This window comes from Aliinostoc maniaoense (assembly GCF_058172895.1).
In genome coordinates this window covers 5,398,443-5,412,643 of record NZ_CP187952.1, presented here as the reverse complement: position 1 = coordinate 5,412,643, position 14,201 = coordinate 5,398,443, and the positions used below count along the sequence as shown (strand labels likewise).

Annotated in this window: 14 protein-coding genes; 7 read left to right on the top strand and 7 right to left on the bottom strand. The window is 40.6% G+C overall.

Annotated features, from left to right (window positions below):
* The first annotated feature begins 189 nt into the window (after positions 1-189).
* Complete coding sequence (locus ACPZ3T_RS23645) at positions 190-357, top strand: hypothetical protein (RefSeq protein WP_490271888.1); 168 nt, start codon at positions 190-192, stop codon at positions 355-357.
* Here the strand turns inward: ACPZ3T_RS23645 and ACPZ3T_RS23640 are convergent.
* The 3 genes from ACPZ3T_RS23640 to ACPZ3T_RS23630 form a co-directional block, all read right to left on the bottom strand.
* Positions 350-892 (bottom strand): hypothetical protein, encoded by a 543-nt coding sequence (locus tag ACPZ3T_RS23640; RefSeq protein WP_490271887.1) that lies wholly within the window; start codon positions 890-892, stop codon positions 350-352. The genes ACPZ3T_RS23645 and ACPZ3T_RS23640 overlap by 8 nt on opposite strands.
* 379 nt (positions 893-1,271) lie before the next feature.
* Positions 1,272-1,829 (bottom strand): Uma2 family endonuclease, encoded by a 558-nt coding sequence (locus ACPZ3T_RS23635; RefSeq protein WP_490271886.1) that lies wholly within the window; start codon positions 1,827-1,829, stop codon positions 1,272-1,274.
* Positions 1,830-1,843: 14 nt separating this feature from the next.
* The gene (locus tag ACPZ3T_RS23630; RefSeq protein ID WP_490271885.1) at positions 1,844-1,972 is read right to left on the bottom strand and encodes a hypothetical protein; all 129 of its coding nucleotides are present in this window, start codon (positions 1,970-1,972) and stop codon (positions 1,844-1,846) included.
* Between the two features lie 21 nt (positions 1,973-1,993).
* Between ACPZ3T_RS23630 and ACPZ3T_RS23625 the strand changes: the two genes are divergently transcribed.
* The 3 genes from ACPZ3T_RS23625 to ACPZ3T_RS23615 all read left to right on the top strand — a co-directional run bounded on the left by ACPZ3T_RS23625 (position 1,994) and on the right by ACPZ3T_RS23615 (position 5,677).
* A complete protein-coding gene (locus tag ACPZ3T_RS23625; RefSeq protein ID WP_490271884.1) occupies positions 1,994-2,281 on the top strand; it encodes a glutaredoxin family protein in 288 nt (95 codons plus the stop codon).
* Between the two features lie 32 nt (positions 2,282-2,313).
* Positions 2,314-3,801, top strand: coding sequence for a UDP-N-acetylmuramoyl-L-alanyl-D-glutamate--2,6-diaminopimelate ligase (locus ACPZ3T_RS23620; protein ID WP_490271883.1), 1,488 nt, complete (start codon positions 2,314-2,316; stop codon positions 3,799-3,801).
* Positions 3,802-4,207: 406 nt separating this feature from the next.
* The gene (locus ACPZ3T_RS23615) at positions 4,208-5,677 is read left to right on the top strand and encodes a DICT sensory domain-containing protein (protein WP_490271882.1); all 1,470 of its coding nucleotides are present in this window, start codon (positions 4,208-4,210) and stop codon (positions 5,675-5,677) included.
* A 254-nt stretch (positions 5,678-5,931) separates the two neighbouring features.
* Here ACPZ3T_RS23615 and ACPZ3T_RS23610 read toward each other — a convergent pair whose 3' ends face one another.
* Positions 5,932-7,074: a histidine decarboxylase gene (locus ACPZ3T_RS23610; RefSeq protein ID WP_490271881.1), complete on the bottom strand. Its 1,143-nt coding sequence runs from the start codon at positions 7,072-7,074 to the stop codon at positions 5,932-5,934.
* A 689-nt stretch (positions 7,075-7,763) separates the two neighbouring features.
* Here ACPZ3T_RS23610 and ACPZ3T_RS23605 point away from each other — a divergent pair.
* The 3 genes from ACPZ3T_RS23605 to ACPZ3T_RS23595 are packed head-to-tail and all read left to right on the top strand — an operon-like array spanning position 7,764 to position 10,083.
* Positions 7,764-8,705 carry a TIGR04222 domain-containing membrane protein gene (locus tag ACPZ3T_RS23605; RefSeq protein ID WP_490271880.1) on the top strand — a complete coding sequence of 314 codons (942 nt, stop codon included), beginning with the start codon at positions 7,764-7,766 and terminating at the stop codon, positions 8,703-8,705.
* 5 nt (positions 8,706-8,710) lie between these two features.
* Complete coding sequence (locus ACPZ3T_RS23600; RefSeq protein WP_490271879.1) at positions 8,711-9,544, top strand: MbnB/TglH/ChrH family RiPP precursor modification enzyme; 834 nt, start codon at positions 8,711-8,713, stop codon at positions 9,542-9,544.
* Positions 9,535-10,083 (top strand): SCO6045 C-terminal-like domain-containing protein, encoded by a 549-nt coding sequence (locus ACPZ3T_RS23595; RefSeq protein WP_490271878.1) that lies wholly within the window; start codon positions 9,535-9,537, stop codon positions 10,081-10,083. The genes ACPZ3T_RS23600 and ACPZ3T_RS23595 overlap by 10 nt, the downstream gene beginning before the upstream one ends.
* A 245-nt stretch (positions 10,084-10,328) precedes the next feature.
* On the opposite strand, the gene ACPZ3T_RS23590 is transcribed toward ACPZ3T_RS23595, so the two are convergent.
* The 3 genes from ACPZ3T_RS23590 to ACPZ3T_RS23580 all read right to left on the bottom strand — a co-directional run bounded on the left by ACPZ3T_RS23590 (position 10,329) and on the right by ACPZ3T_RS23580 (position 13,973).
* Entirely contained in the window at positions 10,329-11,825 is a 1,497-nt protein-coding gene (locus ACPZ3T_RS23590) for an O-antigen ligase domain-containing protein (protein ID WP_490271877.1), read from the bottom strand.
* 82 nt (positions 11,826-11,907) lie between these two features.
* A complete protein-coding gene (locus tag ACPZ3T_RS23585) occupies positions 11,908-12,846 on the bottom strand; it encodes a glycosyltransferase family 2 protein (protein ID WP_490271876.1) in 939 nt (312 codons plus the stop codon).
* Complete coding sequence (locus ACPZ3T_RS23580; RefSeq protein WP_490271875.1) at positions 12,846-13,973, bottom strand: glycosyltransferase family 4 protein; 1,128 nt, start codon at positions 13,971-13,973, stop codon at positions 12,846-12,848. The genes ACPZ3T_RS23585 and ACPZ3T_RS23580 overlap by 1 nt, the downstream gene beginning before the upstream one ends.
* Between the last annotated feature and the right edge of the window lie 228 nt (positions 13,974-14,201).

The following is a 14,201-nucleotide window of genomic DNA, read 5'->3' as shown; positions in this document are numbered from 1 at the left end:
TTGCATTGACCGGATAATCGTTGTAAAGCTGCGAATATTAGAGGAAACCTACTTTTATCAGTCTGAAGGATATGTGAGTTTTATACTGGTGCGATCGCGGAATTTCTTCATATTCTTCATCAGAAATTTGCCATTCTGAAATTGATGTTATAAACTGTAGGCGAAATTTCCATAAAGGGTTGATTAACTATGACAACTACACTGCCAATTACTACCAAACCAGACAAAAAATCCGCTAAAAAACGACAGCAGTCTTTTCCTAGTGTCGATATTGGTTCACCTAAAGTACCATTACGTAAACCCCAAAAAATTAAACAAGAACCTGAATTGTTAAGTGATTGGGAACACGCTAGTTAATTGATTGTTGAAAATTCCACTGACACAGTTGCGATGGCGGAGTCATACGAGGGCGATTGTATTGATAAAATCCCTCAAGATTTAGCACAGCTTGGCGATAGATAATCCACTGCACAGCATCCTGATGATGATTAGCGGTACGCATCAAATTACCTTGGCTTAGTGTCAATCGCCCTTCAGCATCCCATGTAAATTGAGATTTCGGTAGATGATTTTGCTGATTATCACCCCATAACACAGCTAACGCTTCACCTGTAATGAGATTGCTTTTGACATTACCTCGAATACAGATAAAGTTGTCTGAATGGGGATAGCCATAATAGCCATCAAATTGATTTGCAGTTTTGTGAAAATTGGCGCAAACTCCCGCACCTACTCGCCAGTCTTGGGGGTCAGGTTGACTGCAAAATTGATAGTTTCCATTGGTTAAGGTGGCAATTTTCGGCTTTTGATGTGGCTGATTGGAATTTAAAACATTTATTAACAAAGTTGTGATTAGCACAAGTGTTTGTGCAGAGTGAATTAAACTCAGCATGATTTCATCTCCAGATATCTAGGAGATTTGTATAACTGAGATAGTTAGTATCTAAACAACTGGGGCAGCAGAAATTGCTAAAAATATTAGCAATAAAAGAATTAACAAGCTGATTTTGACGATTAGGTACGTGCTAGGGTCAAATAAAGGAAAATCGTGTGTCATAATTAACCTCCTGATGTGACTCTAGGTTTTAGAGTGTTGATGAGGTATTGGTCTTGATTCTATTGTCTAACAAAAATGAATACATCGTCCGTAAGTTAAAGTTCTGGTAACAATTTTTAGTATTTTTTAGAGAAAGATTTTAAACGCAGAGGGGCGCAAAGGTTAACGCAGAGGGGCGCGGAGAGTTTTTTTGAGGGGCGATCGCACCTTGTTTTTAAGGTATTCCTGCTTGTTGAAAGATTTGTTGGGGTGTGATTTGTAATTCTGTTAATAGGTCATCTGCTAAACTATCTTCACCGCTTTTTGTTTGTGGTCTGGTATCAGGATAGAAGACGGTCACGGTTTTGACTTTGGTATCTAAAACCCACACTCTCATCACGCCTGCATCTAGGTAGTCTGTGGCTTTCGCTGCCATCTCTCCAAAACTTTGACCAGGAGAGATAATTTCAATTACTAAGTCTGGTGGTATGGGGCAAGGTGCATCCTCAATGACATCATTCGCCAGACGCAAGTAGGAAATATAAAGTAAGTCGGGGACGGGTATCCAGTCTTTTCCTTGGCGTTTGAGAGTAACTGCCCACTCTATGCCAATTTCACCACGAGTTTGCGCCCACGGTGTTAAAAGTAGAGCAAGAGCCAGTGTTACTCTTGAATGAAATCTTTTTGGTGACATTTTAGGTTTTAATTCCCCATTGACTAATTCGTAAGTAATATCCCCCTCTGGTAATTCGAGGAAGTTTTGGGTTGTGATTTCCGTTTTGAATTGAGTCATAGCGATCGCCTACCCTAAATCCATAACTCTATTTTGCTAGAAGACAAAGCAAATAACTTTCTTTCCCCCTGCTCCCTGCCCCCTGCCCCCTGCCCCCTGCCTTTCAAATAAAACTCGGTTGCGCCTATCATGATAGATGCCACAGGCGCGATTAGTTTAGGTAAATGCGATTAATTTTATACAGTAAACCCGGTTGTCATTTGTGTGAAGGCTTGCAAGAAAAGCTGGAACAGATCCAAAATCTCCCCTTTGAGTTAGAGATTCGTGACATTACTACCCGTGAAGATTGGTTTAATGCCTATCAGTATGAGATTCCGGTTCTGCATTTAATTCCATCTGATGATGAGCCAGCACGAGCTTTACCCCGCCCTTCTCCTCGTGCTAGTGTGCAGCAATTGGAGCAAATGTTGTATAAGTATTTAGCCAAGACCGAAAAAAATAATGCAGAATAAGCGCAAGAAAAGTGTGTGCTGAGGTTCACAATATGAAATTGCGGGAATTACTAGCGACAGTTGAGGGTGTGGAACAATTACCTGCGACTTTGGGAGATACTGAAGTTCAAGGGTTAAAGACAAACTCCCACGCTTGCAGTACGGGAGATTTGTTTATTGGGATGCCGGGAACACGGGTAGATGGTGGGGAATTTTGGCCAAGTGCGATCGCATCTGGTGCGGTAGCGGCAATTGTCTCACCCCAAGCTGTAGCCAAAAATCCTCCTACAGATGAGGCTGTTGTCATTAGTGCTAACGACATGACTAAGGCTTGCGCCCAAATTGCAGCAGCTTTTTATGGATATCCTGGACAAAAACTCAAGTTAGTGGGTGTGACTGGTACTAATGGGAAAACTACTACTACTCACTTAATTGAATTTCTCCTCACGAAAGCTCAATTATCAACGGCTTTGATGGGAACTCTCTACACCCGTTGGGCTGGTTTTGAGCAAACTGCTGCCCACACTACACCCTTCGCAGTGGAATTACAGCAGCAGTTAGCCGAAGCAGTAAAAGCTGGTTGTGAATTTGGGGTAATGGAAGTCAGTTCCCACGCGTTAGCCCAAGGGCGTGTTCTCGGTTGTCCCTTTGAGGTGGGTGTGTTTAGTAACCTCACCCAAGACCATTTGGACTATCACCACGACATGGAAGATTATTTTGGGGCGAAGGCTTTGTTATTTAGCCCCGAATATCTCAAAGGACGGGCAATAATTAATGCTGATGATCCCTACGGTAAACGCTTAATTGCCGCTTTACATCCTGATAAGGTATGGAGTTACAGCGTTAATGATGCCAGTGCTGACTTGTGGATGAGTGATTTAAGTTACGAACCAAATGGTGTAAGCGGAACTCTACACACACCACAAGGGGAGGTAACTTTTAGATCGCCTTTAGTCGGACAATATAATTTAGAAAATCTTTTAGCAGCCGTCGGTGCAGTTTTACATCTGGGATTAGATTTGCAATTAGTCGCCGCCGCCATTCCCGAATTTCCCGGAGTTCCCGGACGGATGGAAAGGGTACAGATTAACCCTGACCAAGAAATTAGTGTAATTGTGGATTATGCCCATACACCTGATAGCTTAGAAAACTTACTCAAAGCCGCTAGACCATTTATTCCAGGAAAAATGATTTGTGTGTTTGGCTGTGGTGGCGATCGCGATCGCACCAAACGCCCGAAAATGGGTAAAATCGCCGCCGAGTTAGCCGACGTGGCGGTAGTCACCTCCGATAATCCCCGGACAGAAGACCCAGAGAAGATTTTAGAGGATATTTTGGCAGGGATACCTGATAGTGTAGAGCCAATTGTAATTTGCGATCGCGCTGCTGCCATTCGTACCGCCATCCTCCAAGCCCAACCCGGAGACGGCGTATTACTAGCTGGCAAAGGCCACGAAGATTACCAAATCCTCGGCACAGAGAAAATCCACTTTGACGACCGAGAACACGCCCGCGCTGCTTTGCAGGACAGAGGGGTGTAGGGGTAGGCTGTTGACTCTGTACCTTTTTTGGGATTTTGTCCATGCAAAAAATGTGCGTAGTTACGATGGCTGAAACTGTGTTTTGAGAAGGCTTTGAGGCACAAATTAAACATCGCGTACAAAATTACTAAAAACCGCCCAAATTTCAACAAAGTCAACAGCCTAGTGTAGGGGTGTAGGGGCAAATAAATTCAAAATTCAAAATTCAAAATTCAAAATTAAAGAATTTTTGATTTTTGACTCTTTTCTGCCCCATGCCCCATGCCCCATGCCCAATGCCCAATGCCCCGTTCCCTCAATTAATACTTTTTAAGTACTTTACCTGTCAAAAAGTATATAAATAAGTGAAAATCAATGACATAATCATTTCTGCCTTCCCCTGATTTCTATTAGTCGTATTTGACCCATGAATGACTCTGTGCATAAGGATTTTTCCGTTTATCAGCTAGCACTAGGAGCAGAATCCTTTTCCCAAGCATTTCCTCTTAATCCTGCTACGCTGCTATCCCTGGTGAGAGCAACAATTGATTTACTGATTGAACGGCAGATCAATGCAACGATATGGTTTAAACTCCCACCGGGGAAAATTTGGTATACAGAATTAATGCGCTATCAGTCATCCCCTAGAACTGTCAGTACCATATACAATTGTCAAGTTAGGGAGAAGCAAGCAGAAGCGGAAACAGAAGAAAATGCCAGTTCATCATCCCTTCTAGACTGCCGTTATATAAATTTGGCATCACTAGCCGATAGTCACATTAACTATGAATATTTTTTGATAGTATTATCAGCAAATTTTTGTAGTTTAGTCGTGGCATATCAGCCCATGAAAAAAGATAAAACTAATGTTGTTGTTAAGGATACTGCCAATAAAAATCAACCTTTATTGACTTTGATTAGTGTTGATAACAAAGTTATTCAAAAAGTTATAGATGGTTTAAAACAACAAATTCAATTAGAATTAGATACAATTCCACCTACTGATTTTATTTGTCCAAATACATCAGAACCAGGATTGATCAGTCAATTATTTGCTAAACAAATCCAACGACAAGATGAAATTAATCGGCAAATTAGAAATGAACGCGTCTCGAAGTTAAAGGAAAAAAATCAAACCTTAGAGAAAAAAGAGCAACTAAAAGATGAATATTTAAGTAATGTTTGTCAAGAGTTGCGGACACCATTAACGCAAATTAAAACAGCCCTATCATTGTTAAATTCACCAAATATCAAACCGAACCAACGACAACGTTATTTACAGATGCTCAATAACCAGTGCGATCGCCAGAGTGTTTTAATTACCAGTCTACTGGATCTCGTACAACTAGAGCATAACCTAGAAAATACAACGTTAGAGTTAGTTAAGTTAGCAGATATTGTTCCTGGGATAGTCAGCACTTACCAACCCGTAGCCCAAGAAAAAGGCATTATGCTAGCCTACACCATACCTACTGACTTACCTGCTGTGTGGTGTGTTAGTGGCGGCATCAGGCAGATAGTTATTCATTTACTCAACAATAGTATTAATTTTACCGGCGATGGTGGTCAAGTGTGGGTAAAAGCTAGAGTTTACGGTGAATACGTCCAACTAGAAGTACGCGATACAGGTATCGGTATTGCCGAAAGTGAAATTCCTAGAATCTTTGAGTGCTTTTATCGTGTGCGTTCAGGAGTCAGCGACGAAATTAATGGTGCTGGGTTAGGCTTAACAATTGTGCAGCGATTATTATGGCATTGCGGTGGCTCAATTAACGTTAAAAGTAAACTCGATGAAGGATCTGTTTTTACTGTGCAGTTAGCAGCAGAAAGCAATAAACTTATCAATGCAAAATTGAAACAACCCTACGGAAAGACAAGCCTAAAACAGTCCAATTAAGTAGAACGAGTTAAAAAACAAACTATATTAAGTTATGTAAAAAGACTAAAATTGAGTTCGTAGTAAGGACTTTAGTCCTTATTTAAAAACTAAAGTTCTTACTACAAACCTTTAATTATTTACCCTGTTCTACTTAAAGCTTTAGAATCTGCAATTAATTCTGCATTAAATGTCAACTTCTCAATTTGAGATTTTAAACTTTAAAGTTTGAATTTTGAATTTTGAATTAGTATCACGCCTTCACTAGCAATAGTTTATGACGCATTCATAGCATTTGCTCTCAACGGGTACGTCACAGAATCTTTGACAAATCCAGCTTCTTCTAGAAACTGATCTAGTAATTTACGTGTGTGATTTTGCATAACTATAACATGAGCCATATTCTCGCAACATGATAATTGCCATCGCTGTACAATCAATTCGTTAGGAGCTTCAAAAACGACAGTTGTAGACAAAGGATTAAGCAGCGCAAACCTATGTGAATTTTTGATGTTTTGGTAAAGATACTCTGCATTTTGACGACACTGCATAGCTTCCAATGCAAATTCATTCTGTCTTTTTTGAATAGCATCCCAAAGAATTACGGGAGCCATGCCATTTCTACTACCTAAAATTGTCGTATCACTGGAATTGAGATATTCAATATCAAATGATTGGATCAAATGTTTGGAAGCTACAACAACTCCACAGGGAATTGGCGAACCAATGAATTTATGACCGCTAAGTGCTATTGATCCTATGGGATACTTGCTAAAATCTAGTGATTTTTCACTCTCTAAATAAGGAAGTAGCATTCCTCCTAAAGCTGCATCTACATGAAGATAAAAGTTCTGCAACTTCAGTTCGCTAATAATCTCAACTATTGTGCTGATATCATCGACCGCTCCTTTGACTGTTGTGCCGATGTTAATGTTAATAATAGCAGGCTTATTTTTATTTTCTGAAAGCAATTGACTTAAAGAGTTATAATCAATTTCGCCATTAGCTAAGGATTTTACCTTCTTTAATGGCATCCGAAACATTCGTGCTGCTTTGAATATTGAATAATGACTATCTTCTGAACAATAAAGAATCCCCTCTGGATATAATTCTCTACCTAATAAAATTCCACATAAATTTCCTTCCGTTCCCCCAGAAGTGACATATCCCCAAGTATCAGACTTGTCTAAGCAATATAATTGGGCGATAAAATCAACTACTTCTCGTTCAAAATCTTTCGTATTTAATCCATAATTACCCCGTACATAGGGATCGCCTAAATTATTAACGATGAAATTCAACAGTGGGGCGAGGTGTTGGTAATTAATCTTTTGGTTCAAAGGATATCCAAGATGGTACTTTGAACAGTTATCAAGATGATCCAATAATGAATCAAGAGATAAGTTAAGATTATTCATTTACGTTCACAATTCCCATTTTAGAGGTAAAATTAACCTAAAAATAATGTACATTTAATCTAGCAATTTATTATCTTCTAATAATTATTAATATTTTTTTAATAATCTTCCCATACCATATAGTTTAACTAAGATGCCGTCCACAGTGATTAAACTTAAAATAATTGTGACAATTAGCTCTTAGATATAGCATGATGTCTTACGTAATTTTTATTCACTAATCTCAAATAATGCTTCTGACATAACTGAATATAAAGGCTTGTAAGTATTGATTTTTAAATGTTTAAGTCAAATTTTTGGCTGTGATAGATGGCGATGTAATCTGCTCAATACTTAATGACTTTTAGTATAAAAAACTACATTTTTCCTGAATTTTTTTGTCGTTCAACCTCCCTGATTTTACGTAAAAATTACTCTAATTTGTTAATTCTTTAAGTTTTTATCCCATAAAGCTCCGTATTTGTTCAGTTTCTCATGAGTTCAGGTTGAGTGCAATTATTTGTTACCGACGGTTAGTAACTAGCTACTAACACCTCTAGAGTGAGCATCTTGCGCGCCCATGTGTAACAGCTGACTATGCTAATATAGATACCAGAGTTGAGAAAGCCAGATATTTGGAGAAAACGCTGCAAAAAGACTAACTTCAATTTCTCTGATTGCTAGTAATTCCCTAACAAGGAGTATAAGCAATGGACTCATTGCTACATAATCCCATAGCAGATATGTATGGGCCGCAGTTTTTACTGTTTTATGGCTGTGTAATTGCCATCACACTATTTATCTGCTGGTGGTTAATCCAAGATCATACCAGAAATGAACCTCTGCGTTTAATTCCCACTGTTCCAGAACCCTATGAAATTGCTTACTTGCGTTTCCAAAAAGCGGGAATTGCTAGTCTGGCATTATTTAATTTATTGGTGCAAGGTTATTTACAAATTAGTGAAAAGTCCATCACTCATGCACCTAATCATCCTGATGTTGCTCAATTACAGCCGATAGAACAGCAAGTATTTCAGAAATTTGCTGTGCCTACCGCAGCTATCACATCTTTAAGATCAGCAACGGAGAGTGTAGAGTCATACTGCCATATTTATGAACAGCAACTGCACAATGAAAAATTGTTGTATCCAGCCAACTGGCAGGCATGGCAGATGAAAGTAGGGTTAATAGGGGCGATGATGATTTCTAGCCTTGGTGGTTATAAGCTAATTATCGCTTTAGCTAAAGGACGGTACAACGTCGGCTTTTTGATTATCATGGCTGTAGTTTCCATTATCTGGCTTTTTGGGCAGGTTAATAGGCGATCGCGCCTTAGTTATCGAGGATATAAATATCTGCAACAATTAGAGGAAGCATTCGCGCCATTAAAGTCTAAAACCAAAAATTTGAGTGTATGTTCTCCATTAGAATACAACTTACTCATAGCCCTCTTTGGCATGAATGCACTGGCTGGAACTACTTACAACTCATACTATCAAGCATTCTTTCCCCCAATTACCTCCAGCACAACTAAAACAACTCGCACAACTAGTAGCAGCAACTCTTACAGTAGTTCATGCAGTAGTAGTTCCTGCGGTAGTTCCTGCGGTAGTTCCTGCGGTGGTGGTGGCTGTGGCGGTTGTGGAGGTTAAATATAGTGCTAGCTGATTTACCACCTTTAGGTGTAGGGTTGGGGTTTCGCCAACCTTTTAAAAGTGATTTGTTCCTCAACCGCCAACAGGTAGACTTTCTGGAAATTGTAGCGGAACATTATTTACAACCATCCTGGCAACAACAGCAACAGTTAGAATTATTAGCCAGTCATTTCCCCCTCATTCCCCACGCTATTAATCTTTCTTTAGGTAGTGCAGAGGGTGTAGATATAGACTATGTTCGGCAACTAGCAGTTCTAATTCAACAACTTAACCCGCCTTGGTGGAGTGAACATATTTGTTTCACTAAAGCTGGTGGAGTTGATATTGGCCATTTGTCTCCCTTACCTTACACCAAAGAAGCTATCAAAGTGCTGTGTCGTAACATTAATGAAGTGCGACGCTGGATTGATGTGCCGTTAATTTTGGAAAATATAACTTATATGGTGACACTTCCTGGTGCAGAAATGACCGAAGCCCAATTTTTGGCGGAAGTGGTAGAACGTTGTGATTGTGGTTTGTTATTAGATATCACAAATCTCTACATCAATGGGGTGAATCACAATTATGATGTACAGCAATTTTTGCAAGATTTACCCTGGGAACGTGTGGTGCAATTACATTTTGTCGGTGGACATTGGCATGATGGCATACTAATTGATAGTCATTCCCAATCAACACCCTCCCAAGTCTGGCAACTCATGGATGAAGTTGTGGCGCGTGCGGCTATAAAAGGAATTGTTTTAGAACGGGATGAAAATTTACCAGCCTTTACAGAATTAATATGTGAATTGCAACAAGCAAGAGAAATTGGTAGGAGATATGGCAGATGGGGTTAGAACAAACCCAGCAACTTTTAGCACAACTTTATACCAATACACAGTTGAGAGAACGTTTCTTTTCTAACCCCCAAGCTGTTGGTTTAGAAATGGGACTCAGTAATGATGAGGTGCAGGAGTTAGCTCAACTTTCAGCACACCAGGTAAATGTGTTTGCTAATTCTTTAAAGTGGAAGCGTTTGGGAGAAGTGCGGGATTTGTTACCACGTACTGCGGAGGCAATGGGTAAAAATTTTACTACCTTATTTTGGCGATATGCGGAAAAACCCATACCCCAAGGAATCAAAAAACATCGCCAAGATGCGATCGCCTTTGCTAACTTTATCATCCAAGTTGCTCAAACAGAACAACTTGAGCCAGCTTACATAGGCGACTTAGTTCGCTACGAACAAACGTGGCTGTTAGTTTACACTACAACTAACTGCTTCAAAATTTGTAGGTTTGGTTATGCTATTCACCAAAACTTAAGAAAAAAAGCTGTGATTGCGCTCTGGTTGCGCTTAGGGAAACGCTCACCACTACACTATATTTTCTTTTAGCGGCAGATTCAACTAAGGGAACACCAAAAAATAAATTATCTAAAATTGATGCTTGGGTAGGGTGCGTCAGTGCAAAAAAATTGTAGGTTGGGTTGACGCAAGGAAACCCAACAACAACATCTATGTTGAGTTTTCGAGATCAATGTTAGGTTGCCCTGCGCTTAACCTAACCTACATCTAATACTAACAGCCAACTCATAAAAATCACTTTTCCAATGCCCAATGCCCAATATCCAAAATGTCTTTCATTTTGAATTTTGTATTTTGAATTTTGAATTGATATGATACTTATGTCCTGCCATAGCCATAGCTATAAAGCCCCACAGCACCATACCAGGCATTCCCAACATCCCACTATTACCTAATAGGGTTGACAACATACCCAGACTAATAGCCCTAGAAGCAGCCATGAAAGTATCAAAACGGTACTCACTATATTGAAATAATTTAGCAAAAGCCATGAATAGAGCTACTAAATAAAATACCCCTCCAAACCAACCTAATGTGAAAAACATATCTAGAACACCACTATCAATAATAATCGGTTCTAAAATACCTTTTTTATTCACAATAAAAGTATTGCCGACACCGTTACCTAAACCATTAGTTAAAGCACTATTCAGACCATCTTCATATATTTTTTGTCTTACCTTAGCACTATCATCCTTATCTAACTGAGAAAAAGTTTCAAACCGATCTGAAATAGGTTTAGAGAACTCTTCTATTTGTGTTAGGGGAACTATACAAAGTACCATGATCAAAATAGTAATAAATAGACGCATTTGCAAATGCGCCTTTAGGGAAGTAATAAAAGTAATAAACGCTACGAACCATCCGCCCCACAATGTACGTACTGTTGTTAGCAAGAAAGCCAAATAACCGATCGCAGAAGCAGGAATACGGATAAATGTTTTATTAGCAAATAACAATATTAAACCTGACATCATCATAGCGGCATAGGGTGCAGGAGAAGCCATCGTACTCCAAACACGTAGTTTTAGCGGCTCAGGATCACCCATGCTTGTCAATTTTGTACTTATTAGCCAGAATACATCCCAATCAGGTGCAACTAAAAACTGATAAACACCATAGATTCCCGTTACCAATACACCCCAGAGAAAAGTACGCTCAATAGTGCGACGAAACAGGGGATAATCTCGCCAGTGGATAAATAGGTAAAAAGCGAAAGTAATCGGAGTTAACCAATCTAGAAGTCCCCGTGCGGCAGTGAAGGGTGAAGTTTTAATTATGCCTACAAGAAAGCCATAAAACACACCGAGTAAAGCGAGAACAAAAGGTAAACTGCCTTGCCGTAAAGATTTGGGCAGTTCTTTTAAAACAGTATGTAATGTTAATAATGTCACCAAGTATTGTGACACTAACATAAACCGCGTAGCATCCCAACCGCTTTTATAGTCAACTAAACGAGCTATAAACGGCGTAACAAACCAAATCCACCAGGTAAAGCCGACATAAAGTAAGGGGTATCGTAAATATAGAAAAATACCCACAGCGAAGGACATAATGACATAACCTGTCCGCAGAATGGCACTAGCACCCCCAAAAATACACACCGCAGAAAACAACACGAAACATAATATGGCAGCCCAAGCCAAGGGCGGTTGTTTGCCAAAACCCAAATTTTGTTGCGGTGGACTATTAAATGTCTGTATCTGAACCACTGAAAACCTCCAAATAATTCGTAATTCGTAATTGGGCATTGGGCATTGGGAATGGGGCATTGGAAATGGGGTAAAATCTCCTGTGCTTCCTTGTCTTCCTTGTCTTCCTTGTCTCCCTTGTCTCCCCTACACCCCTACACCCCTATACCCCTATACCCCTATAACCTTGCCAAGTCTGCCAACCTTGCCAACGCCCGCGCCAAGATGCTAGTAATTTTCTTCCTGCTAATAGCCCTTGACTGGGGAGAAAGCGTAACCATTGAATAAAACCCATCGCGTCTCTTGTGCCTACGAATGTTGCCCAAAACAAAAAGACTAATTTCTGAGAGGGTGATAGGTGTTCTAGTAATGCTAAGGTTTCGTTGTGTACGGCATTAACTACAGCAATGGCGTTGAATTGATGGCGTTGATCTTCATCAAATCGTTGGGCTGGATAATGATTAACGCCCACTTGAGGATCGTAGATGAGTTTCCAGCCAGCCCGCTTGAGTGAAAGACAAAAAGCCACCTCAAAGTGAACCTGTGCGCCTGTACCCAGCATCCGTTGATCAAAATGCAGTTTTTGAATAGCAGCCCGGCGAAAGCTCATGTTAACTCCCTTGAGGACATCTACCTCACGGGGCGCACCTATACCTATGTGGTGATTACCAATGATGCGTCCAAACCAATGCACTTGCCCGACTACGGGACAAATTCCGTCTTCCAATTGTTGGCCATGATATACCCAATCTCGGCCACCTACTCCCGCAATGCGATCGTCTTTGAGAAAATGGGCTTCAATTTGGGCTAACCAGTTAGTGTGAGGAGCAGCATCATCATCTGTAAAGGCGATAATGTCTCCTTGGGCAACATCCAAACCTGCGTTCATCGCTGCTACTACCCCTGGAACAGTGACAGTTTTAGCCCGTAACGGCAACAACAGAGGATCAAAGGTAGTGAGAAATTGCCAAGTTTCATAGTCAGAATCACGGACTACTAATACTACCTCATCTGCTGGTCTGGCTTGTTTGTGTAGTGCCAATAAACAGCGTTCCAGGTCTTTGGTACGGCGGTAAGTGGGGACAATAACTGTAATTTTCATTACCCCTTTAACTCCTCAAATAAATCTACATAGCACTGTGCCATGCTTGTCCAACTGTGTTGAGTAGCGATCGCTCTAGCAGCTTCACCCATTGTTTGTCTAAGATGGCGATCGCTGCTCAATAAAAACATTGCCTTGGCTAAACCTTCCACATCGTCGGAGTCTGCCAAAACTATCCCCGCTTCAGGTTTGACTAAATCGGCTGCCCCTGTACTACTAGCGGTAATTACAGGTAAACCAGAAGCCATTGCTTCAATTACTACTAAACCAAAAGGCTCATACCGAGAAGGAAAAACTACAAAATCTACGGCTTTCATCAACTCTGGAACATCACGGCGCAATCCCAGAAAATGCACTCGCTCTTGTAATCCCAAAGATGCAGCTAACTCAAGATATGGACTACCTTCCGTAATTCCAGCCACCGCTAGATGTAAATCAGGAACTTGCACTAAGGCTTTGAGAACTGTATCTAAATTCTTGCGAGAGAGCCGAATATCACCAGCAAACAAAGCTAACGGTACTTCCTGCGGTAAATTCCATTGTGAGCGGTGACTATTTCCTGGTGAAAATTCCTGCAAGTCCACGCCATTCAGAATTACCTTGATACTCTTTGGTGATACGCCAATGGCTTGCAAATCCTTAGCCACCTTCTGAGAAACCGCCACCACAACCCGCGCCTGACGAAAAGCCTTTTTTTCCCAGTGTGCATTTAAAGCTGTGTATAACCACTGGTAAAAATTGTATAAAAATCGCCGTGATTTGGATGTAGCCTGACCAGAGGAGAACTTTAACCAAGAACTATGGACAAAATGCACAGCATTAACATCACCACCAACATGAGTAATTGCACCATTAATTTTCAGCACATCAATCTCGGTGCGATGTTTACGCAACCAATTTGTACTAATTACAGCAAAAATCAAGTTACGCAGTAATTCCGTAGGCCATCCTTTTACCGGAATTGCCACCCAATTAACTTGCTGATTTTGCTGTAGTTCTAGAGCTATGTGGCTAGCTAATAAAGTAACATGATGACCACGACGAATAGCTTCTAAAGCAACTTCATAGTTAACCCGTCCTTGACCATCACCTTTAATAACATTGTGCGTAACAATACATAGTTTCACAATTAACTATTCCTGTGAAATGTACTAAAAATGGGGAATGGGGAATGGGGAATGGCACGCTTGTTAATCGCAAAGCCTTGATATAACTGGCTTTTTGAGTGTGGGGAGAGAGGGGAGTGTGGGGAGTGTGGGGGGAAAAATTTCTTCCCCATCCTCCCACACCTCCCACACCTCCCACACCCTGCCCCCCTGCCCCCTGCCCCCTGCTCCCTGCCCCCTACCCCTCCA